Annotated in this window: 20 protein-coding genes, 1 pseudogene and 1 riboswitch; of the genes and pseudogenes, 16 read left to right on the top strand and 5 right to left on the bottom strand. The window is 38.5% G+C overall.

The features are described 5' to 3' along the window. The first annotated feature begins 323 nt into the window (after nucleotides 1–323). The 5 genes from AC625_RS17265 (at nucleotide 324) to AC625_RS17245 (ending at nucleotide 5,213) form a co-directional block, all read left to right on the top strand. Nucleotides 324–1,496: an ABC transporter substrate-binding protein gene (locus tag AC625_RS17265; protein WP_049682413.1), complete on the top strand. Its 1,173-nt coding sequence runs from the start codon at nucleotides 324–326 to the stop codon at nucleotides 1,494–1,496. 389 nt (nucleotides 1,497–1,885) lie between these two features. Further along, nucleotides 1,886–2,764, top strand: a complete 879-nt coding sequence (locus AC625_RS17260) for a branched-chain amino acid ABC transporter permease (protein WP_049682412.1) — start codon at nucleotides 1,886–1,888, stop codon at nucleotides 2,762–2,764. Nucleotides 2,765–2,777: 13 nt separating this feature from the next. Then, nucleotides 2,778–3,752, top strand: a complete 975-nt coding sequence (locus tag AC625_RS17255; protein ID WP_049682411.1) for a branched-chain amino acid ABC transporter permease — start codon at nucleotides 2,778–2,780, stop codon at nucleotides 3,750–3,752. Beyond that, nucleotides 3,727–4,506, top strand: coding sequence for an ABC transporter ATP-binding protein (locus AC625_RS17250; RefSeq protein ID WP_049682410.1), 780 nt, complete (start codon nucleotides 3,727–3,729; stop codon nucleotides 4,504–4,506). Before AC625_RS17255 ends, AC625_RS17250 begins: the two co-directional genes overlap by 26 nt. Beyond that, nucleotides 4,506–5,213, top strand: a complete 708-nt coding sequence (locus AC625_RS17245) for an ABC transporter ATP-binding protein (RefSeq protein ID WP_049682409.1) — start codon at nucleotides 4,506–4,508, stop codon at nucleotides 5,211–5,213. The genes AC625_RS17250 and AC625_RS17245 overlap by 1 nt, the downstream gene beginning before the upstream one ends. Nucleotides 5,214–5,785: 572 nt before the next feature. On the opposite strand, the gene tnpB is transcribed toward AC625_RS17245, so the two are convergent. Next, a complete protein-coding gene (gene tnpB, locus AC625_RS17240; RefSeq protein WP_049682408.1) occupies nucleotides 5,786–6,961 on the bottom strand; it encodes an IS200/IS605 family element RNA-guided endonuclease TnpB in 1,176 nt (391 codons plus the stop codon). 308 nt (nucleotides 6,962–7,269) lie between these two features. Between tnpB and AC625_RS27320 the strand changes: the two genes are divergently transcribed. Next, nucleotides 7,270–7,422 (top strand): hypothetical protein, encoded by a 153-nt coding sequence (locus tag AC625_RS27320; protein WP_180320117.1) that lies wholly within the window; start codon nucleotides 7,270–7,272, stop codon nucleotides 7,420–7,422. A 493-nt stretch (nucleotides 7,423–7,915) separates the two neighbouring features. Here AC625_RS27320 and AC625_RS17235 read toward each other — a convergent pair whose 3' ends face one another. The 4 genes from AC625_RS17235 to AC625_RS17220 form a co-directional block, all read right to left on the bottom strand. After that, a complete protein-coding gene (locus AC625_RS17235) occupies nucleotides 7,916–8,218 on the bottom strand; it encodes a helix-turn-helix domain-containing protein (protein WP_049682407.1) in 303 nt (100 codons plus the stop codon). A 208-nt stretch (nucleotides 8,219–8,426) separates the two neighbouring features. Then, nucleotides 8,427–9,338, bottom strand: coding sequence for a homing endonuclease associated repeat-containing protein (locus AC625_RS17230; RefSeq protein ID WP_049682406.1), 912 nt, complete (start codon nucleotides 9,336–9,338; stop codon nucleotides 8,427–8,429). Between the two features lie 1,255 nt (nucleotides 9,339–10,593). After that, nucleotides 10,594–10,678: riboswitch (cyclic di-GMP riboswitch) on the bottom strand. Between the two features lie 327 nt (nucleotides 10,679–11,005). After that, the gene (locus tag AC625_RS17225) at nucleotides 11,006–11,476 is read right to left on the bottom strand and encodes an SGNH/GDSL hydrolase family protein (protein WP_049682405.1); all 471 of its coding nucleotides are present in this window, start codon (nucleotides 11,474–11,476) and stop codon (nucleotides 11,006–11,008) included. Beyond that, nucleotides 11,473–11,775, bottom strand: coding sequence for a hypothetical protein (locus AC625_RS17220; protein WP_049682404.1), 303 nt, complete (start codon nucleotides 11,773–11,775; stop codon nucleotides 11,473–11,475). Before AC625_RS17220 ends, AC625_RS17225 begins: the two co-directional genes overlap by 4 nt. 229 nt (nucleotides 11,776–12,004) lie before the next feature. On the opposite strand from AC625_RS17220, the gene AC625_RS17215 reads away from it, so the two are divergent. The 10 genes and pseudogenes from AC625_RS17215 (at nucleotide 12,005) to AC625_RS17170 (ending at nucleotide 22,809) form a co-directional block, all read left to right on the top strand. After that, nucleotides 12,005–12,751, top strand: a complete 747-nt coding sequence (locus tag AC625_RS17215; protein ID WP_049682403.1) for a YveK family protein — start codon at nucleotides 12,005–12,007, stop codon at nucleotides 12,749–12,751. Further along, nucleotides 12,735–13,439: a CpsD/CapB family tyrosine-protein kinase gene (locus AC625_RS17210; RefSeq protein ID WP_049682402.1), complete on the top strand. Its 705-nt coding sequence runs from the start codon at nucleotides 12,735–12,737 to the stop codon at nucleotides 13,437–13,439. The genes AC625_RS17215 and AC625_RS17210 overlap by 17 nt, the downstream gene beginning before the upstream one ends. A 258-nt stretch (nucleotides 13,440–13,697) precedes the next feature. Further along, complete coding sequence (locus AC625_RS17205) at nucleotides 13,698–14,465, top strand: tyrosine-protein phosphatase (protein ID WP_049682401.1); 768 nt, start codon at nucleotides 13,698–13,700, stop codon at nucleotides 14,463–14,465. Nucleotides 14,466–14,820: 355 nt separating this feature from the next. Beyond that, nucleotides 14,821–15,735: pseudogene (gene galU / locus AC625_RS17200) on the top strand (UTP--glucose-1-phosphate uridylyltransferase GalU). A 61-nt stretch (nucleotides 15,736–15,796) separates the two neighbouring features. Then, nucleotides 15,797–17,623, top strand: coding sequence for a nucleoside-diphosphate sugar epimerase/dehydratase (locus AC625_RS17195; protein WP_049682400.1), 1,827 nt, complete (start codon nucleotides 15,797–15,799; stop codon nucleotides 17,621–17,623). Nucleotides 17,624–17,845: 222 nt separating this feature from the next. Beyond that, nucleotides 17,846–18,961 carry a DegT/DnrJ/EryC1/StrS family aminotransferase gene (locus AC625_RS17190; RefSeq protein ID WP_049682399.1) on the top strand — a complete coding sequence of 372 codons (1,116 nt, stop codon included), beginning with the start codon at nucleotides 17,846–17,848 and terminating at the stop codon, nucleotides 18,959–18,961. Further along, nucleotides 18,961–19,605, top strand: a complete 645-nt coding sequence (locus AC625_RS17185; RefSeq protein WP_049682398.1) for a sugar transferase — start codon at nucleotides 18,961–18,963, stop codon at nucleotides 19,603–19,605. The genes AC625_RS17190 and AC625_RS17185 overlap by 1 nt, the downstream gene beginning before the upstream one ends. Further along, complete coding sequence (locus tag AC625_RS17180) at nucleotides 19,602–20,219, top strand: acetyltransferase (RefSeq protein WP_049682397.1); 618 nt, start codon at nucleotides 19,602–19,604, stop codon at nucleotides 20,217–20,219. The genes AC625_RS17185 and AC625_RS17180 overlap by 4 nt, the downstream gene beginning before the upstream one ends. Before the next feature lie 3 nt (nucleotides 20,220–20,222). Then, nucleotides 20,223–21,515, top strand: coding sequence for a glycosyltransferase family 4 protein (locus AC625_RS17175; RefSeq protein WP_049682396.1), 1,293 nt, complete (start codon nucleotides 20,223–20,225; stop codon nucleotides 21,513–21,515). Continuing rightward, entirely contained in the window at nucleotides 21,490–22,809 is a 1,320-nt protein-coding gene (locus AC625_RS17170; RefSeq protein ID WP_049682395.1) for a nucleotide sugar dehydrogenase, read from the top strand. The genes AC625_RS17175 and AC625_RS17170 overlap by 26 nt, the downstream gene beginning before the upstream one ends. Nucleotides 22,810–23,103: the final 294 nt, after the last annotated feature.

The raw sequence follows: 23,103 nt of genomic DNA, 5'->3' as shown, positions 1-23,103 counted from the left end.
GAGAGTTAAGCAGAGGGAAAGTTTGAGGCCCGCCAAAATACTTTTCGCTAAATTTTTTGCAAGGGAAAATATCGTGAAATAAAAATAATGTCCTAGCACACGATGTTTTTTGAAAAAACACCTATATTACAATAAAATTATGCAATGGCTCCCCATACATAGACCTATTACTAAATCACTCTCTCCTATAAAACCATCTAGACGAATGAATCAGAATCAGTTACACTGTTGTCAAAATATTTATTTAATTTTGAATATTTTATTTTCGTGTAAAGTTTTGATTTCCAAATGTTTTAACATTATGAAAATCAGGGGGTACAAGCATGAAAAAGAAAAAGCTAGCGGGAATTCTCATGACGCTATCACTAGTAGCGGGTGTATTAGCCGGCTGTAATTCAGACAGTGCTGGGAGCAAAGCAAGCGAAGAAGTATTGATTGGGGCGAACTTAGAATTGACCGGCGGAGTTGCTTCATACGGTCAATCGATTTATGAAGGGGCAAACCTGGCGCTTAAAGAAATTAACAAAAAAGGAATCAACGGTAAACAACTGAAGTTAGTTAAATATGATAACAAGTCTGAAGCACAAGAAGCGATGAACGGGGCTTTGAAACTGATCAACCAAGACAAGGTTGTTGCCATCATTGGCTCGGCAACAAGCACGAACACACTTGCTCAAGTAGAGCTGGCGAATAAATACAAAACACCGATTATTACAGCAACAGGAACAAGTCCAGAAGTGACGGTGACGAATGGGAAATTGAATGACTATGTATTCCGAACATGCTTTATCGACCCATTCCAAGGAACCGTTGCCGCAAACTTTTCTACGAAAAATCTAGGTGCCAAAACGGCAGCGATTTATATTGACAATTCAAGCGATTATTCAAAAGGGCTTGCGGCTTCTTTTAAAGAATCATTCGAAAAAAATGGCGGGTCCGTTGTAGCCCGAGAAGCCTATTTACAAAAAGATACCGATTTTCGTGCCACTTTGACACGCATTAAATCGGCAAAACCTGATTTCATTTACATTCCTGGCTATTACGAAGAAGTTGGCTTGATTGTCAAACAAGCACGTGAATCAGGAATTGATGTGCCAATTATGGGTGCTGATGGCTGGGATTCTCCGAAACTATTAGAAATCGCAGGGAAGGATGCTCTAGCAAACACATTCATTACCAATCACTATTCATCGGGTGATCCTGACGTGAAAATCCAAAGCTTTGTCGAAGCCTTCCGAAAAGAATATAAAGGCAAAAAACCAGATGCTTTCAGTGCGCTAGGATATGACACGGCATACTTCCTGGCAGAAGCGATTAAAAACGCTGGCGAAGAAGTAACGGGCGAGAATATTCAAAAAGCGCTTGCGGAAACGAAAAATCTGCAATTAGTATCAGGCACATTTACAATCGATGAAAACCATAACCCAATCAAATCGGCGACCATTTTACGATACGAAAAGGGTGAGCAAGTTTTCGAAACAAAAGTGAATCCTTAAAAACATGAGACTGTCCGATAATGAAAGGGTCAAACCTCACAACTCCTATCTATTGTTTATAGACGTGTCAATCACACAATAAACGGTGTCTAGAGTGTGAGGTCAGACCCTTTTTTGAGATACTCTTATTTCCGGCTCCCAATCTTCCCATCAGTAACTTGGGGGCTATTTATAAAAAAATTTCGTGTCTAGCGAAAGCAGCCCAGCCCGTCTGAGGTCAAATGCTTCTCCATCCAAAAAGTCAAAGAGCGACTTTCCGGTTGAAGGAGCATTTGCTTGTCGGAGACCCACGCGATGTGGGTCAGAGCGGCGAAAATATAAGGATGTGGCGAACTTAGCCGTTCTTGCTTAATGGGCGCTTACGCTTTTCTGATAAGGGGAGTCGAGCAATGGAAATCATCCAGCAACTAGTAAATGGAATTTCTCTTGGTAGTATTTATGCACTGATTGCTCTCGGCTATACGATGGTTTATGGCATTGTCAAACTAATCAATTTCGCCCATGGAGACGTATTTATGGTTGGTTCGTTTGTTGGCTTTTATTCGATCACCTTTTTACACTTATCTTTCTTTCCTACTTTAATTTTATCAATGGTCGCATGTGCATTGTTCGGTGTTCTGATTGAACGGATTGCCTACAAGCCATTGCGGAATGCGACGAGAATTGCTGCGTTAATTACTGCGATTGGTGTGTCATTACTCATTGAAAACGGCATGATCTTTTTTAGAGGCGCTCAACTTGAAGCGTATCCCAATGATATCTTACCTACGAATAAAATCGATGTACTTGGCGTTACAGTGGAAAGTAAATCACTGCTCATCCTCTGTGTTTCTGTTGCCCTCATGATTATTTTACAATTTGTTGTTCATAAAACAAAAATCGGCAAAGCAATGCGGGCAGTTTCCCATGACGCAGAAGCCGCAAAATTAATGGGCATTAACGTTGATAACACGATTTCGGCCACATTTGCCATTGGTTCATCGCTAGCTGGGGCGGCGGGTGTTATTTTCGGAACATATTATTATAAAATCGAGCCACTGATGGGGGTAATCCCCGGCTTAAAGGCGTTCGTTGCCGCTGTGCTTGGTGGAATCGGCATTATTCCGGGTGCGATGGTCGGCGGATTGTTGCTCGGTGTGATTGAATCCTTGGTGAGTGCAGCCGGAGGATCGCTTTGGCGGGATGGAGTCGCCTTTATTATCTTAATTCTCATCTTGATTTTTATGCCTCAAGGAATTTTTGGAAAAAACAAACGAGAAAAAGTGTAAGGGAGACAAAGCGATGATCAAACTGAAACAGACAAAAGGTTTTTGGTTCTCCATTCTATTCGCGTTCGTCTTGTTTACGATCGTCCAAATCGTCATCGCAAATGCCGTGATTAATTTTTATTTCGTCAACATGATTCTGACGATGGGCATCTATATTATTCTTGCAGTAAGCTTGCATCTGATTATTGGCATTACCGGTCAATTTTCCATTGGCCATGCGGGCTTCCTTGCAGTCGGTGCTTATACGTCCGCCGTATTTACGATGAAACTCGGTCAGCCATTATGGATTGGCCTGATAGCTGGCGGACTTGCTGCGGCAATAGCTGGGATGCTGATCGGGATTCCGAGTCTTCGATTAAAAGGAGATTATCTGGCCATAGCAACACTTGGTTTTGGTGAAATTGTTCGGATTACCTTTTTTAATATTGACTATATCGGCGGACCGAGTGGCATGATGGTGTCACAATTAACAACGTGGCCATGGGTATTTGGCTGCATGTTACTCACCATTTTAGTCATTCGGAATTTCACGAATTCTACTCACGGTCGGGCTTGTATTTCGGTTCGGGAAGATGAAATCGCCGCGGACGCCATGGGCATCAACACGACCTATTATAAAGTAGTCGCTTTTTTAATCGGCTCTTTCTTTGCTGGGGTCGGTGGCGCGCTTTGGGCTCATAATTTTTACATTATTCAACCGAGCCAATTCGGATTTTTAAAGTCCTTTGATATATTAATTTTTGTTGTTCTCGGCGGACTAGGTAGTATGAGCGGTGCTGTGATTGCCGCGATTTTACTCACACTCGTTTCCATGCTGTTAACGGAATACCCGGAAACGAGGATGATTATTTATAGCCTGATCTTGATCTTCACGATGCTGTATCGTCCTCGGGGATTGCTTGGCACGAAGGAAGTCACATCTTTGTTTACGAACCGAAGAAATAAAAAAGGAGGTCCTAAAGATGGAAACACACACACCGTTGCTTAAAGTCGAACAAGTAGGAATCCGCTTTGGGGGCTTAAAGGCAGTGGCAAACGTGAATATGAAATTATATCCTGGAGAACTCGTCGGCTTAATTGGTCCGAATGGTGCCGGCAAGACAACGTTTTTCAACATGCTGACAGGTGTATACGTGCCGACCGATGGGAGCATCTTTTTTAAAGGGGAAAACTTACGAAAACAACCTCCTTATAAAATAACGAAAAAAGGAATCAGCCGTACGTTTCAAAATATCCGTTTATTCGAAGAGTTATCTGTCATTGATAATGTAAAAGTTGCCTATCATTCGCTCGCCAAACATACGATTCTAAGCAGTATTTTACGGTTACCGAATTATTTTTCCGGTGAAAAAGAAATGGATGAAAGGGCGTTGGAATTTCTAAAACTATTTAACTTAGATCAATATCGGGACGATAAAGCGAAAAACTTGCCATACGGACAACAGCGGCGGCTTGAAATTGCCCGGGCGCTTGCTACAAATCCAGAATTGTTGTTGCTTGATGAACCGGCAGCTGGAATGAACCCGAAGGAAACGGAACAGCTGATGGATCTAATTGCCTTCATTCGTGAGAAATTCAATTTGACCGTCCTGTTAATTGAGCATGATATGTCGCTCGTCATGGGTGTTTGTGAACGAATCTATGTGCTCGATCACGGACAGCTCATTGCCCATGGAACCCCTGAAGAAATCCGCAATCATCCGAAAGTCATCGAGGCGTATCTCGGCGAGGAGGTTTCCTAATGCTAAAGGTTGAAGATATCCATGTGTATTATGGCAATATCCATGCTTTGAAAGGTGTTTCGCTCGAAATCAACGAAGGAGAAATTGTCACACTAATTGGAGCAAATGGAGCAGGAAAAAGTACGTTGCTTAAAACGATTTCCGGCTTGCTGAAACCAAAGCAAGGACAAATCGTCTTTGAAGGGAAAGCCATTAGCGCTAAAGCAGCCCAAACAATCGTGAAGCAAGGAATCTCTCATGTTCCGGAAGGTCGCCGCGTCTTCGCCAATATGACAGTAGGAGAAAACCTTGAACTCGGGGCCTTTTTACGAAAAGACAAAAAGGGCATCAAACAAGATATGGAGATGGTGTACGATTTATTTCCGAGGCTATTGGAACGATTGAAACAACAAGCAGGTACTTTATCGGGTGGTGAACAACAAATGCTTGCTATGGGCAGGGCCTTAATGGCAAAACCGCGCTTGCTTTTGCTTGACGAACCATCGATGGGCTTAGCACCATTACTCGTAAAAACCATCTTTCGCATTATTGAAGAAATTAACGTAACTGGCACAACAGTCTTACTAGTCGAACAAAATGCGAATCTAGCACTCTCAATCGCCGACCGTGCCTATGTCATGGAAACCGGCCGTATCGTTCTCTCAGGCAATGCCGAAGAACTCACCTCCAGCGAGAAAGTAAAAATGGCCTATCTTGGAGGTAGCTAAAGGGAAGGGATGTCCATAAAGAAGGGTCAGACCCCACATTTTATATATGGTTTATATAATGTGTAGAAGTAGAAGACACACTAAACCGTATATAGAGTGTGAGGTCTGAAGGACATGGGGAGGGGCTTCGCAACTTTATAATAGAGCCAATCTACTTAGCAAGTATACTTATTTTATAGAGAGTGCATATAAAATTCCGGCTTCGCACCGCCGCCATTGTGATTAGGTGAGTGTAGCGTGATACTTGATTGATCCTTCATACTAAGTGGTGGAGTTTTAACGCTATTTTAGTTTTGGATAATAACGAAAGAAAAAGCATTGGCTCCACCTACGCCAATACCACGATAGCCACGCATGCTATCCACCTGTGTTTTAGTATAGGGATATATTGTTAATTCCATATAATGCTTGTTTAAAGAAATGTAAAAAGGTGGTGATGATTATTACGAATAATTAATGAATGAAAATTTCATGCCTGGACAATCTAGGGTTGAACTACCCCTTCTTAACGTCCTTACGGTTGTTTGAAGAAGGGGATTCCTAAGAACACCAACCTACCGGTCAGTTATGGATTAGGCGATCTCCGTAGTCCCTACGGTTAGAAGTCTTATCGCTTCATTTTTAAGATTGATTCCTGCGTTAATATCCCTATGGTGATGCGTTCTACAGGATGGGCAATCCCATTCACGTAAACCGAGATATTTAACGTCTTTATTTTTATAGCCACAACACGAACACAATTGACTACTGGCAAAGTTTTTGGCAACCGTGACCACTTGTTTTCCGTACCGTTTTGCTTTGTATGCCATCATATTTTTGAATGTTGACCAAGATACTTCATGAATGGCTTTGGCTACATTGTGATCTTGCACCAAATTTTTCACCGACAAGTCTTCCATCCCAATTATGTCGTGGTTTTTGACAATTTTGGTTGAAATCTTATCGAGATAATCTTTTCGTGCATGTGTAATTTGTTCATGGATTCGAGCCACTTTAATACGCTGTTTATTCCAATTTGAGCCACCTATCGTCCGTCTAGTAAGAATACGTTGTGCCTTTGCTAACTTCTCTTCTAATGTGCGAAAAAATTTGGGATTGGAATAGACCGTTCCATCCGAGAAAATTGCGAAGTCTTTGATCCCGACATCGATTCCTATGGCCGACCCCGTTTTCGGTATGTCTAACACGTCCGTTTCAGTTGCTAGAGAGACAAAATATTTTCCAGACGGAGTACGTCTAATCGTTGCACTTAAAATCCGCCCTTCCACTTCACGACTTTTTGCATAACGAACAAGACCGAGTTTAGGCAATTTCATATGCTTATCTAATACAGCAATATTTCCGTTCGTTCGTTTTGTCGTGTAGGACTGTAGCGGGTTCTTTTTTGTCTTAAAACGAGGTTGCTTGTTCTGTTTTATATAATAACGATCATAAGCATCACTAAGATTTTCAACAGATTTTTGCAGAGCGATGCTGTCTACTTCTTTTAAGAAAGGGTAATGTTTCTTTAATTCAGGAAGTGATTTAACGGTTTCGTATTTATTTAAACGGTTACCTTTCCAGTTATTGGCCGGGAGCTGACCGTTCTGCCTCATTTCTTCTGTGATAGACCAATACGCATCTTTTTCTCTTTGTTTGGCAAGGAAAAAATTGAATACGAAACGCGAACAACCGATTGTTTGATGAATGAGATTAATCTGTTTCTGGTTGGGGTAGATACGGAATTTATAAGATTTATTCACTAGCATACGATTCCAACTCCTCTTTTACCTATCTGAATTTTACCATTAATCATCCATGAATACAAACGTTTGTTCTACTTAACGAAACTGTCTATGGATTATTTTTGCGCAGAGATAGAAAAAGAGAGCTAGAACTCGTTTGATGATTATTTTTAAATGACGGAAGAAGCACTCGAACAGTCGGACAATCAAGATGGCAAGTAAGCCATCCCTTGTCCGAAGGCGATTCATTCCCTCCCTCCTCATTGGGTTTCACCCTTCGCATTCCTTGAGGAAGGGGTATTCTCGCCTAATTTCAATAAAGGAGTGTCGAAATGAAAAAACCAAACCATACTGGGGAACCGACAATCGCTGAAGGAATCAACACAGAAGATCAATTAGAAAAAAACGCATCTTCAGAAGAAATCGCAAAAGGCGAATACACGAAAGTCGTCACATTATCATTAGACGAAAACGACCCAAGCTAGCAAAATCACCGTTTAGAGACGGTGATTTTGGTTTTTTAACTTAATTATGAAATTTACGATCCGGAATCGAGATTTAAGTGCGGAATCCAAATTTTAGGATACGAGATTAGAAACAGACTGCACCATAACCACGATTTCACTAAAATTCATTGAGAAGCCTACCAAATTCCCTCGATCCAACCCCATAATGACAAGTTTTATAAAAACCCCGAAGCTAAATGATACGTGGTTGGTGAGTATTGGGGAAAATGCGGGTTTTAAAGCGTGAATCAACCGACCTTATCAAGCAATTCGATCCGGAAATTAAATTTTCGTGCCGGATTGTTCTTGTTACGCGCCAGAACTTGCACATTTCGAGCGAGATTTGCGATTTGTGAGCCGGATCCAAATATTGGGATGTATCGTGGTCAAAGGGGGGCTTCGCAAAATCAGCTCCGCACCAAATTGCCCTCTTCATCAATTTGACATCAGAACGATGAATTTACGTCTGTTTTTAATAGATTAGGCTCTCATTGATTTCCATTTCCTCTTTTGATATTCCTAAAATAATGGCATCCTGCATAATCTCTAGCCACTCAGCATCCAGAGTTTTATTGTTAACTTGTTCATCCAGTAAGGAATCTACAGTTACACTAAGAACCGTTGCGATTTTTTCAAGAACCCAAATAGTAGGGTTTGTCTGAAGATTTCTTTCCAGTGAGCTTATATATGATTTTGCTATATTAGCCCTTTCTGCCAGTTGGCTAATCGACATTTTATTTTCTTCCCTAACCTTTTTAACACGATTGCCTATCATTCTGACCGCAGCCAACAATTAATATGTATTTTTGATATAATATGTAATTTAGTCTAGAATCCTTTCTAATCGTTCATTCTAAAGGAACGGTTCCAACTTGCACAGTGTATCATATGAACGGTTTTCTGAGAATGAAACCCTTTACATAAATATGATAAATCAGTAGCAAAGTAAAGAGAAACCTGTTAGTTGAATGCATGTTGGAACACTATACATTTTTCAATGTATTGGCTAACCTAATGGCTTTTTTCCACGAACCAAAACGTCTAAAAATAGTCATATAGTGAGGATGGTTGGATAACTTTGTATATTCTGCTATAGTTATGTAGTCCGTTTTGTTTAAGTCTATGCAACGTTTTAATTCTTCTAATAACTCTTGATTAGTGAAATTTACATAAGTAGGTTTAATTCCTGCTATTCTCAAAGCATTCATCCAACTCCCAAAACGTCTTTGGATGGATAGGGGTTTAGGCTGTATACCATCTTTTATATAATCAAGGGACGTGAATCTTCCCTTCCTTTTTGCATAGTCTTTGAGAATTCTAATCATTTCTTCATCCGAATACATACCACTGTTTACCCTCAAACCTGCTTTTCTAATCGCTTCATTCCATGAGCCAAAACAAGCAACAAACGTTTCAAGGGCTGGTTGTTTCCCTTGTTTTTTGTATTCTTCGACAGTTAAGGCTTGACCATTATTTACGATGGATTGAAGGATACAAATTAAATCTTCTTCTGTATACCACCTCTTCACATCGCGGTTGGTCTTCACACCAGCTTCCATTAAAGCATGATTCCAAGAACCGAATTTTTTTCTTATCGTAGTTTCGCTAGGTTTATATTTTTTTTCAACATACAATGTTAACGTTAATGTGCCTTCATTTTCTTTAGCATACTTCTGTAGTGCCAGGATGATCTCTTCCTTGGAATATCGCTTGGAGGGCTGTTCATATGTTTTCAAACCAGCAGCTTCAAGAGCTTTTGTCCAGGAACCAAAATAGTTGGCAATTGTTTGAGGGGAAGGGGTGTATTTCAAATCACGAAATGCTTTAAAACTAATCTTTCCGCCATTTTCCTCTGCGGCACTATGTAGGATACTTATATATTTTTTTCTAGACATACATTCCTCCAGTTTTTCAGTACATGTTCATATTTTCCAAATAGTTCATTTTAATGATTTTTTTGTTCTTTTTAACGAATTGTATCAACAAAATGAAAAAAAGTTTATGAATTCTTATCAATTAAATATGACAAATTTCGACTACCAGCACCCTGCATATTCGTTTTAACCATTGTCTTACATGAATGGTTTAGGGGATTCATTTCCTTATCGAATAACCCATAATCTATTAAAAATGAAAGCGGCATTTCCTTTTTTCCTGTCATTCAAAACAATTGAAACTTTCTTCTCTCCAAAAATACAAAAGCAGCCGCCTGAAATTCAGGCGGCTAGTTCCTTCATGGTAGAAATCGGTTTACCCTTAGAATGGATGAATGAAGCGTAATGATCGACATAATAAGTGGCACCGGGGATTACTCGCCTAAATTGAGTAAGATAAAAGTCTTAGGCCTGTTTAAGACTGTAAATGTGAGATGAAAACCATGGACGGTTAACAAATAGCCAGTTAGTAAATAAAATCTATTGCTATATAGATGAAGTGTCTACATAAGGAAGGGAATCAATCGGCAAGGAGTGTGATGCAAGTGGAATAAGAACTTTGTCATAAAGTGTCGAAAAAATTGCATTCAAGTGGAGAACTTGCCTATCAAACCTAGCACCAAGTAAAATCAACCCTAGGACAATTACGGAGTTTATAGCAAGTTGTACTTCCGGAGCCATAAGAAAAGCGACTGGAATACATGAACTTACGGGAATCTATTTGTGCGCCACAGTTGTTGGGAGGGTGACGGAAAAAATCATCAGGAACGATTTAGCTAATCCATACAAGATGAGTTAAGCCCTATATACTCTGCTCTTTACATGAATGGCATGAATAAGGACTCAGCCATGGACATGAATCTCTCAATTCACCGACTTTAGCAAGTTGCCTGCTGTTTTCTATAAGAAAGACATCGGACTAATGACAAACTACAAAAAAATCCACCTTGTTTTCATGAAAAATAAGAATCACAGTAAAATTACGTGCGAATGATAATCAAAAAATAAAATTACTCGCCTTTAGAATCAGACAGCAAAAAAAAGAAGGCCAAATGCCTTCATAATTTGTTTAGCTATGAGATTTTTTTACGGCTCCTGTTGCCGAATTTCACGTATGTATGACCGTCTTCTGATTTGAAAAATTTAATTCGAAAGAGCTTTAAGGGTGTCCAGACTTCTCTCATTTTGTATAAGGCCATCTAATCATCATCCTTTTAGCGGTAGCACAGCCGTCCTAGCATCATGGCCTTAGACCTGTAACTTTGCGTCCTTATTTTTCAATAAGTTTGCCTTTCACAAAATTATCCATCTTCTTAGAAAAAGTATACCAATAAAAAGGATAAAAGGTTAATACTTCTTATCAGGGAAATTCGACATTACTCTCGTATAGCGATTCATTCACTTATGGGACAGCCAAGAATCCCGAATAAGCTCGCTTTATTCTCTCTTCATTATACACAAGTTTAGACACACATGTCCCCCCCCTTAAAAATAGAAGCACCCATTATAAGAATATAGGCTACCCCATAATGAAAGGGTCAGATACTACATCTCCGGTCTATTGTTTAGAGACGCGCAAATGACACACTAGACAGTAGATAGAGTGTGAGGTCTGACCCATTTGTTTCTTATGGCTTGGCAATTAAATAATCGATTACATAGCTACTCCATATATGATATCCCGCTTCGTTCGGTGCACTCAGCTCCTCAATTAAATAAACCTTCAATTGTTTAGAATGATCATCTGGCCAAGCTTGCCAATGATTCAAATAAGGCAATTTCTTATCCTCGGCGTATGTCTGCAAGGCATCGATTTGACGAGGATAGAACTTCGCGTTAAATAATGGATAAGGCGGCTGCAAGATAAATGTTGTTGACGGTTTACTTGCACAAACATGGGTGACGATCGTTGTAATGTTGACTAATGAATTCTCTGTGCTCACTTCGCCGTTATCGTTCAGTGTGAATGGCTCGAGAATGATCATGTCAGCATTCGCTGCAAGTAAGTCCTGTTGTTTCTCTTGTTGAACAAAGATTGTTGAAGTGAGAGCATAATGAAGAACAGCAACCTGAATCATCTCTCCATAGGTTTCTTTCAACGATGAAATGACCGCTTCTGTCCAATCCTCCCCGGTTTTGCTTTCCGCTCCGACGAGGAGAATCCGATAAGGCTCACCAGCTTGTTCTTTTCTTTTAAATTCAGCGACGCTTTCCTTTGGCCAATTTTTTGTAAAAGAAAGGAAGCTGAAGCGGATGTCACAGAATTGTCATCCTTTTCAGCACTCGTTAGGTGTACTTGTTGATTATGCTTCGAAATTTGCTCATTCCAATGCTTGTTGCTGAAAATGAGCACGGCTGCTACACAAATTAGTAAGAATAAGGTCAAAAAAACTTGCATATGAACCCCAAAAGATGATTTTTCATATTGCAACTATATTATTCAAGTAAATTCTACCAGATTTGAAATTACTCTACCAAATTCATAAAAAAAGGTATAGTATTACAAATGGGGCATCGGAACTACCAAATTTGACATTTTCCCTTACCTTATGACAATTATTCCTTTTTTACAACAAAATGTATGCTATAATACTTACTAATTTTAAGCAACCATCTAGGAGGAACACATGGAAGAGACAATTAGTTTAAAAGAACTATTTTTAACATTGAAAAAACGATTGGGATTAATCAGCATCATCACAGCATTAGCTGTCTTAGTGAGCGGAATCATCAGTTATTTTTTCTTAACCCCTATTTATCAAGCTTCGACGCAAATACTGGTCAATCAAGCGAAAAATGACCAATCTGCCTATAACGTTGGTGAAGTCCAAACGAATCTACAGTTGATCAATACATATAACGTGATTATTAAGAGCCCGGCGATCCTAGACATTGTCAATGATGAATTGGAACTAGGAATGAGTGCCCATGACTTGAACCAGAAAATTACCGTTCAAAGCGAACAGAACTCACAAGTTGTCAATATCCTTGTACAAGATGAGAATCCTGCACAAGCCGTATTAATTGCCAATAAAATCGCCGCAGTCTTTCAAAAGGAAATTGTCGATATTATGAGTGTGGACAATGTAAAAATCCTTGCCAAAGCAAACGTGGCGGAAAACCCAGCCCCGATTAAACCGCAGCCGCTTTTAAACATTGCGATTGCGCTGGTTGTAGGACTTATGGCAGGTGTTGGTCTGGCCTTTCTTCTAGAATACTTAGATAACACGATTAAGACAGAACAAGATATTGAAAAGCAATTAGGACTGACCGTTCTCGGAACGATTACAACGATTGACGATCAAGTGAATAGCCAAAGAAGAAGTGAACGTACTAGCAGAGGAGGAGTGAGAGCAAATGGCCTTGAAAAATAAAAAGAAACCAGTAAGTGATAGCAAAAGAAAACTGATTGCGAAATTCAATCCGAAGTCTGCCATTTCTGAACAATACCGGACAATCCGGACAAATATCCAATTTTCCTCGGTCGATAAAGACATTCGCTCCATCGTTGTCACTTCTTCATCACCAAGTGAAGGAAAATCAACAACGGTAGCCAACTTAGCGGTCGTCTTTGCCCAACAAGGAAAAAACGTCCTATTAATTGATGGAGATATGAGAAAGCCAACTGTCCATTACACATTCAATGATGCCAATACAATTGGCTTAACCAATGTATTAACGAAACAAAAAGAATTAGTGGACGCGATTATTACAACCGATGAAAAAAATCTCTTTGTCTTAACAAGCGGTCCTGTGCCACCTAACCCTGCTGAACTACTAGCATCAAATGCGATGAAGGACTTAATGGAAACAGCGAAAGAACAATTTGATATTGTGCTATTCGACAGCCCACCTGTACTTGCCGTAACAGATGCGCAAATTCTCGCAAATTTCTGTGATGGAACGATACTAGTGGTTTCAAGCGGAAAAACAGAATCAGAAGCAGCTCTGAAATCGAAGGAATTATTACTCGCAGCCAATGCGAATCTATTAGGAGCCGTCTTAAACAATAAGAAGAGCAATGCGGGAGATTACTATTATTACTATGGGTCTAAAGACTGATGAATTGACAAGTCTATTAGACTGGTTTAAAGTAAAAAACTGTTAAGTGATTTGCGGAATATTGGATGAAATGGAAATCAATTAACAAAGTGTATCCCGGATTAACAGGCTGTAATATCCTTCATACATAATTTCGAAAGTAAAATAAATGGGTAGTAGGGATAAACAGCCAGAAAACCCCGATTGGTTCAACTAACCATCAGTGGGGAATTACACCCCACTGATGGAAGTTTCACTTTATCCAAGGAGATGTTTTTTATGATAGATATTCATTGTCACATATTGCCTGGAATCGATGATGGAGCAAAGCATGTCCCGGATAGCCTTGCCATGGCAAAACAAGCTGTGTCACAAGGGATCCACTCCATCATCGCCACACCTCATCACAAAAATGGAAAATATGAAAATACGAAACAAGAAATCCTTAATAGAGTAGCAGAGTTGAATGAAGTATTAGTAGAAGAGCAAATCCCACTTAAGATTTTCCCAGGTCAGGAAAATCGCATCTATGGCGAGCTCGTAGAGGACTATCAATCAGGAGAAATTTTAACAGTCAATGATGCTGGTACATATGTCTTGATCGAACTACCATCCGGACATGTTCCACGATACACAGAACAGCTCCTTTATGATATGCAAATGCAAGGCGTAACACCCATCATTGTCCATCCAGAACGAAACCAAGAACTGATCACGAACCCAAACATGCTCTATCAATTCGTCAAAAAAGGCGCCTTGACTCAAACGACAGCAGCAAGTGTTGCAGGAGGATTCGGCAAGAAAATCAAGAAATTCTCGCTACAACTGATCGAAGCGAACTTAACTCATTTTATTGCCTCTGATGCTCATAATATAACAAGTCGGGGCTTCATGATGAACGAAGCATATGACTTGATTGAAGATAAGTATGGGGTCGATATGGTGTATTTGTTTATGGATAATGCTGAACTTTTATTGCAAGGACAAACGGTATTTAAAGAAGTTCCGCAAAAAATTACACAGAAGAAATTCTTGGGGATTTTTTAAACGAAAACGACTATTTTCACTATATAAAAGGTGATGCCTCCTTCCCGTTATCGATGGAGGTACTCGGTCATGCTGTGGGATGAATATCCTTAGACGCATTATGTCGTCAATAGTGTGATGTGAGGGTGGGTTAGATGCCTGTTTATTTTTTTGCTTATATTTCAATTTATTTGTAAATATACCATAAAAACCTTCTATTTAAATGTATCGGCTGGGTAGCAAGAAGGTTTACTACCTTTTTTAAATAGTTAATAAGAGGGCATGTACCAAACGTGACTTATCATTAGCTATTTAATTGTAAGACTACATACCTATATAAAATAGTAATCAAATAAAATTAGAGGAGGAATTCAGTGTGAAAAAAGTGCGTAAGGCGATTATCCCAGCTGCAGGACTAGGAACACGTTTCTTACCAGCTACAAAAGCGATGCCGAAAGAAATGCTCCCAATCGTTGATAAACCAACCATTCAATACATAGTAGAAGAAGCACTTGAATCCGGCATTGAAGATATCATCATTGTCACTGGTAAAGGCAAGCGGGCAATCGAAGATCATTTTGATAATGCCTTTGAACTGGAAACCAAATTAATGGAAAAACAAAAATTTGAATTACTTGAAAAAGTCTAAGCTCCGTCGAAAGTAGATATCCATTATATTCGTCAAAAAGAACCTAAAGGACTAGGACATGCGGTTTGGTGTGCACGTAAATTTATTGGCAATGAACCATTTGCCGTTCTACTAGGAGACGATATTGTCCAAGCGGAAACCCCTTGTTTAAAACAATTCATTCATTAATTAATTAATTAATTAATTAATGAATATGACCAAACATTATCGTCTGTCATTGGTGTACAAACGGTGCCTGAAAATGAAACCAATCGCTATGGGATCATTGACCCAACGGAACAAAACGGCCGACGATATCAAGTTAGTCAATTCGTAGAAAAACCAGTACTCGGAACCACACCATCCAACCTAGCCATTATGGGCCGTTATATCCTAACACCGGAAATCTTCATGTTCCTAGAACAGCAAGAAAAAGGGGAAGGCGGCGAAATTCAGTTGACGGATGCGATCCAAAAGTTGAATGAGATTCAACGTGTCTTTGCTTATAATTTTGAAGGGAAACGGTATGATGTTGGCGAGAAGTTTGGCTTTGTCAAGACAACGGTGGAGTTCGCCTTGCAAAATAAAGAAATCAAAGATGAATTATTAGCGTTCTTAGAGCAAATCGTTCAAGATGCTTCTTCTAAAAAAATTAAAGCGTAACAACGAAGATCCATGATCAACAGTGAAACAGAAATGTTTAATAAAAGGGGGGGGGTTGCTAGTGAGTTATAAAAAACGGGTTCCGTTATTAGTTCTAATGGATTCTTTTATTGTTTTATCGGCCATATTTCTTGGCTATTTTATTTTGCATCCCTCTTTGCATGTTTACACAATACTTGTGCTTTGGATTAGTGCGATTACATTATTAATAAGTCATCATTTATTTGCTTCTATTTATCGCCTCTACCAAAAAGCATGGGAATATGCAAGTGTTGGAGAGTTAATTGCGATTGTCAAGGCTGTTACTTTTTCTATCGCAGTGACAGCAATGATCCAATTTATCTTGACTCAGGATGTATATTTTCGGGTTTTAGGCATCACGTGGATGATACATATGCTTTTAATTGGCGGTTCCCGATTTTCATGGCGGGTTCTACGAGACCGATTTATTTCACCAAATCCTAATAAGAAACGTACGTTAATTGTTGGCGCTGGTTCAGCTGGAACGATGGTTGCCAGGCAGCTTTTGAAAAACTCAGATACCGATCTCTATCCGATTACCTTTGTCGATGATGATCCTAATAAGTATAAACTGCAAATCTATGGAATTGAAGTGCGAGGGAATATTCAAGATATCCCTCAATTGGTAGAAGAATTAAACATTGAAAACATCGTCATTGCGATTCCTTCCTTACAAAAACAAGAGATTAAAAGAATCTATGAAGAATGTGCAAAAACGAAAGCGAAGACAAAGATTATGCCATTGATCGAAGACCTTGTGACCGGCAGAGTATCCGTGAATCAAATTCGCGATGTGCAAGTAGAAGACTTACTTGGCCGTGATCCTGTTGAATTAGATATGAGTACGATTTCGGAAAAACTAACCGGAAAAACGGTCCTTGTCACAGGTGCTGGTGGATCGATTGGGTCGGAAATATGTCGACAAATTGCCCAATTCCAGCCGCAAACATTGCTGCTTTTAGGTCATGGTGAAAATAGCATTTATTTGATCGATATGGAATTAAGGAAAAAGTATACTGAAGAATTTGAAATTATTCCTATTATTGCAGATGTTCAAGATCGGACCCGGATCTTTGATATTATGTTTGAATACAAACCGGATGTTGTGTATCATGCTGCGGCCCATAAGCATGTTCCGTTAATGGAATATAATCCAATGGAAGCTGTGAAAAATAATATCTTTGGTACTCGAAACGTGGCTGAAGCGGCTGATGCCTTTGGGGTTAGAAACTTCGTTCTTGTATCTACTGATAAAGCTGTGAATCCTCCTAATGTGATGGGTGCGACGAAACGGTTTGCAGAAATGATTATCCAAAACTTAGCAAAAGAGAGTAAAACAAAATTCGTTGCTGTTCGTTTTGGAAATGTGCTTGGAAGTCGTGGTAGTGTCATTCCATTATTTAAAAAGCAAATACTAGCTGGTGGTCCAGTCACAGTTACCGATCCCGAAATGACACGCTACTTTATGACCATCCCTGAAGCTTCACGACTCGTTATCCAAGCTGGTGCTTTGGCACGTGGCGGCGAAGTATTTGTTCTTGATATGGGTGAACCTGTTAAAATTGTCGACCTTGCGAAAAACCTCATCACTCTTTCAGGCTATACAATAGAAGAAATCGGCATCCAATTCTCAGGCATCAGACCTGGGGAGAAGTTGTTTGAAGAGTTATTGAATGAGAATGAAGTTCAAACAAAGCAGGTGTTTCCGAAGATTCATATTGGCAAGGCGGAGCCGATGGAGAAGGAAGAGCTTTATTCTACGATTGTTAACTTGTTAGATCAAGACCCAGTGGAGTTAAAAGAGACTTTGGTTGGGATTGCGAATACGAAATTTAGTGAGAAAACTTTGGTAGTGACGAATATGTGATTTGAAAGAGAGTTGATTAAGTCGTTAGTAGGTTAAGATCTTATTCCTAATCGCCTATGACCTAATCAACTTTCCAATTTTAAAGATTGAAGTGAGACTGAGACATAGGTGTATGTGGGTTAGTAGTTGGTTGGATAAAAAAGGTTAAAACTCCAATGAAGCACTAAGCAACTAAAAAATTTACATATAAACAGACTTATTCGAGAAAGGAAGTTTTAGACAATGGGAGATAGAATATTTCTTTCATCACCACATATGAGTGATGAAGGTTATGAAATCCAATACATAAAAGAAGCTTTTGATACGAATTGGATTGCACCTTTAGGTGAAAACGTGAATGAATTTGAAAATGAACTAGCAGCTAAAGTCGGTTCCAAAGCTGCAGCAGCACTTTCATCTGGAACAGCTGCCATTCATTTGGCTCTTAGGGCAGCAGGAGTAGGCGAAGGGGATATTGTTTTTTGTCCAACACTCACATTCTCAGCTACAGCTAATCCGATCATTTATCAAAACGCGATTCCTGTTTTTATAGATAGTGATTATGAAACGTGGAATATGTGCCCTAAAGCATTGGAAGAAGCTTTTGAAAAGTATCCAGAAGTGAAAGCTGTTATCGTTGTCCATCTTTACGGTCTTTCTGCGAATATGGATAAGATCATGGAAATTTGCAAGAAACATAATGTTGCGGTTATAGAAGATGCTGCTGAGAGCTTAGGTACTTATTATAAAGGACAGCATACAGGAACATTTGGCGATTACGGCATTTTTTCATTTAATGGAAACAAGATTATTACTACTTCAGGTGGTGGCATGCTCGTTTCTAATAATGAAGAGAAAATTGCAAAGGCGAGATTTTGGGCTACTCAATCTCGTGACCAAGCGAGACATTATCAGCATAGCGAACTAGGATTTAATTACCGCATGAGCAATGTCGTAGCTGGAATCGGTAGAGGGCAGCTGAAGGTGTTAGATAAGAGAGTGGAGAAGAAGAACTATATTCTTGAGTTTTATAAGCGAGAACTTGGTGAACTTGAAGGTGTGGAGTTCATGCCTAGCAATGAATGGGATGAGCCGAACTATTGGTTAAGCAGTATGACATTAAGTGGAAAGGTTAGACCAATTGATGTTATGGAAGCTTTAGAGAAAGAGAACATTGAATCAAGACCCGTTTGGAAGCCGATGCATATGCAGCCGTTCTTTGAGAAGTATGATTTTGTTGGGACTAATGTATCTGAGAAGTTGTTTGAAAATGGGGTTTGTTTGCCTTCTGATACGAAGATGACGGATGCGGATTTAGAAAGAGTTGTAAAGATTGTTAAAGGGTTGTGGTTGAAGTAATGAATAATTCCAAAGGTGGAATTTATAGAGAATTTATAAAAAGGCCGATGGATTTTATCCTGTCTTTGCTCGCTATTATTGTTCTTAGTCCTGTATTTTTAGTTGTTGCTATCCTTGTAAGAACGAAACTAGGTAGTCCTGTATTGTTTAAACAAAAAAGACCAGGGATGAATGAGAAGATTTTTATGATGTATAAATTTAGGACGATGACGGATGAACGAGATGAGAATGGGGAGTTGCTTCCCGATAGTGTTAGGTTGACGAAGTTTGGAAAATTATTACGTTCTACTTCTCTTGATGAACTACCGGAACTTTTTAATATTTTGAAGGGAGATATGTCCATTATTGGGCCTAGGCCACTATTGGTACAGTATTTACGATTGTATAATAATCATCAAAAACGACGTCATGAAGTAAGACCAGGACTATCTGGCTTGGCGCAGATTAGTGGTAGAAATGCAATCAGTTGGGAAGATAAATTTAATCTAGATGTTCAATATGTGGACAGTGTAAGTTTCATCGGAGATTGGAAAATAATTTTGTTAACAATAAAAAAGGTTTTCGTTAGAGAAGGTATCAATTCAGAAACTGCAGCTACGATAGAGCCTTTTAAGGGAGCAAAAAAGGAAAGAATTGAGCTATGAAAAACAAACTTCTTATTATAGGTGCTAGTGGCCATGGCAAAGTTGTTGCTGATATTGCATTGAGAATGAATAAATGGGAAAGTATTGCTTTTTTAGATGATGACGAAAGCATTAAGTTATCGATGGGTATAGAAGTCATTGGGACTTCAAGTGATGTTTTTACACATATAGATGAGTACGAAATATTTGTGGGTATTGGTAATAATAGTACGAGACAAAGGATTCATGAAATGCTGGAAACAGTAGGTGCTAGCATTCCCGTGCTAATTCACCCGAATGCAGTAATTGGGAATCAAGTGGATGTAGGGTGTGGAACAGCTGTAATGGCAGGATCCATTGTTAACTGCTGTACTAAAATAGGGAAGAGCTGCATTATTAATACCGGCTCTTCAATAGACCATGATAATTGTATTGAAGATTTTGTTCATATATCACCAGGAGCTCATCTAGCAGGTACAGTCAAAGTTGGACAAGGGTCTTGGTTAGGCATTGGAAGTGTAGTTAGTAATGATATAAACATCGCTAGCGGATGCAAAGTAGGTGCTGGTTCTGTTGTGGTTAAGGATATAAAAGAGACTGGAACTTATTTAGGTGTTCCGGCTAGGAGAGTATAAGGTATGAAGAAGAATATTTGGATATGGAATCATTATGCTACAAACATGTATAAAGACCAAGCAGGTAGACATTTTTGGTTTGCAGAAAATCTAATTAAACAAGGATATAACCCTACTATTTTTTGCGCTTCTACAGTGCACAATTCAAATGAAAATATAAATACTAGAAATCAAAAGTTTATTTTAAATCAAACAAATTGTATACCTTTTGTCTTTGTAAAAACACCTGAATACAACGGGAACGGACAACAGCGGATTAAAAATATGTTTGCTTTCTATAAAAATCTCTTTCCTGTAGCGAAAGAATATTCAGAACAATATGGTAAACCGGATGTGATTATTGCTTCAAGTGTTCATCCTCTTACTTTAGTTGCAGGAATAAAGATAGCGAAAAAATTCGGGATACCTTGCATTTGTGAAGTGAGAGATCTATGGCCTGAAAGTATTGTGGCGTACGGTGCATTAAAAAGAAACAGTGTTATTGCAAAAGTGTTATATCAAGGAGAAAAATGGATATACAAAAAAGCCCACTCTATCATTATGACATGGGAGGGCGGCAGGGAATATATTATGGATCAAAAATGGGATAATCAAATTGATTTAGAAAAAGTCAAGCATATTAGTAATGGTGTAGTTATCGATACATTTGATAAAAACAGTGATGAATACAAGATAATTGACTCAGATTTAGATAATAAAGATTATAAAAATATTGTGTATGCTGGTTCTATTAGGAAAGTGAATAACCTCGGAATGTTGTTGGATGCTGCAAAAATAATTCAAAATCAAGGAAAGGTAGACATTAGATTTTTGATATATGGTTCTGGTGATGAAAGTGAGATGCTTAAAAAGCGATGTGAAGAGGAAAAAATTCATAATGTAATATTTAAAGGACGTGTTGAAAAGAAGTATGTGCCTTCTATACTTAAAAAGTCTTATATAAATATACTTCACAATTCAAGTACTTCACTTGATAAGTATGGTCAAAGCCAGAATAAGTTTTTTGAATATTTAGCAGCTGGAAAATGTATCGTTCAAACATATTCTACTGGTTATAGTATTTTTGAAAGAGCTAATTGTGGAATTAGTGCTCCTGTACAAATTGCAGAAGAGATTGCTAAAGCCGTAATTACGGCGTGTAGTGATGAGAAGAGAAATCGTTTAATGGGGCAAAATGCTCGTGAAGCTGCCTATGAATTTGATTTTAGTAGATTAACGGAGAAATTGATTAATATTATTGAAGGTGTAAATGAAAGAGAGGAAGCATCAAATGAGTTTATACGAAAAAGTAGTTAATAAAGAAGAAAAAATTTCGGTAGTTGGATTGGGTTATGTAGGTATGCCTATAGCAGTTGCTTTTGCTAAGAAGGTTGATGTTATTGGTTTCGATTTAAATACTCATAAAATTGAGCAATACAAGAATGGAATCGATCCTACAAACGAAGTTGGCGATGAAGCTATTAAACAAACCATGGTGGAGTTTACTTCAGACGAAACTAAGCTACAAGAGGCAAAGTTTCACATCGTTGCAGTTCCGACACCAGTAAATGCGGATAAGACACCTGACTTAAGTCCTATAGAAGGAGTAAGTGTAACTATTGGAAGAAATCTCACTAAAGGATCAATTGTAGTGTATGAGTCCACGGTTTATCCTGGAGTTACTGAGGATATCTGTATTCCTATTCTTGAAAAGGAGTCAGGTCTAAAATGTGGAGTGGATTTTAAAGTAGGATACTCTCCAGAACGTATTAACCCTGGTGATAAAGTACATCGATTAGAGAATATTACAAAGATTGTTTCAGGTATGGATAAAGAATCGTTAGAAGAAATTGCTAAAGTTTATGAACTTGTTGTTGAAGTTGGAGTTCATCGTGCTAGTTCTATTAAAGTAGCTGAAGCTGCTAAGGTGGTTGAGAACAGCCAACGTGATATTAACATTGCATTTATGAATGAGCTTGCTATGGTTTTTGATCGTATGGGTATTGATACACAAGAAGTTGTTGAAGCTATGAATACCAAGTGGAATGCACTTAAGTTTTATCCTGGATTGGTTGGAGGTCACTGTATTGGTGTTGATCCATACTACTTTATATATGAAGCAGAGAAACTTGGTTATCATTCACAAATCATTTTGTCAGGAAGAAAAATTAATGATGGAATGGGTGCATTTGTTGCAGATGCGGTTATTAAGAAATTGATCCATGCTAACAAGGTGATTAAGAAGGCGAAGGTTGTCATTTTAGGAATAACATTCAAGGAGAATTGTCCTGACACACGTAATTCAAAAGTAGAAGATATTATTAAACGTCTTAATGAATATGAAATAGAGCCGGTTGTAGTTGACCCCTACGCAGGTGCAATGGATGCAAAACATGAGTATGGTGTTGATTTGGTTCCTCTTGATATGATAAATGATGCAGATTGTCTTATATTTGCTGTTGCCCATGATTTATTTAAGGATATGACGATGGAGAAGATAGACGGACTATTTGGAGAATTTTCAAACCAAGAAAAAGTAATAGTTGATGTAAAGGGTATCTTTGACAAAGATGTGATTGCGAAATATGGATTTAGTTACTGGCGATTGTAAAAAAAAATATAAAACATTGTCAAGATGAATAATAATATATGCTTATAAACTTAGATTTAGGAAAGGATTCAGTAATAATCAGAACTTCTTTAGCTTTTGATTTGGTGGAAATATAAATACCAGTGAATTCGTGTGACTATTAAGAAATCAGGTAATTATTTGATATTGTTGAATTGAAAGATAAGTTGTTACGAATCACTTCTAGTTTTATATATTTTCTTAAGATACTTTATTCACAGGTTATTTCAAGTGACTAAAGAGGAGTATTATTTTGGGTGTTACAAGGGATGTTAA

Source organism: Peribacillus loiseleuriae (genome assembly GCF_001183985.1).
GTDB lineage: Bacteria > Bacillota > Bacilli > Bacillales > DSM-1321 > Peribacillus > Peribacillus loiseleuriae.
This window is presented reverse-complemented; position numbering and strand designations above follow the sequence as displayed.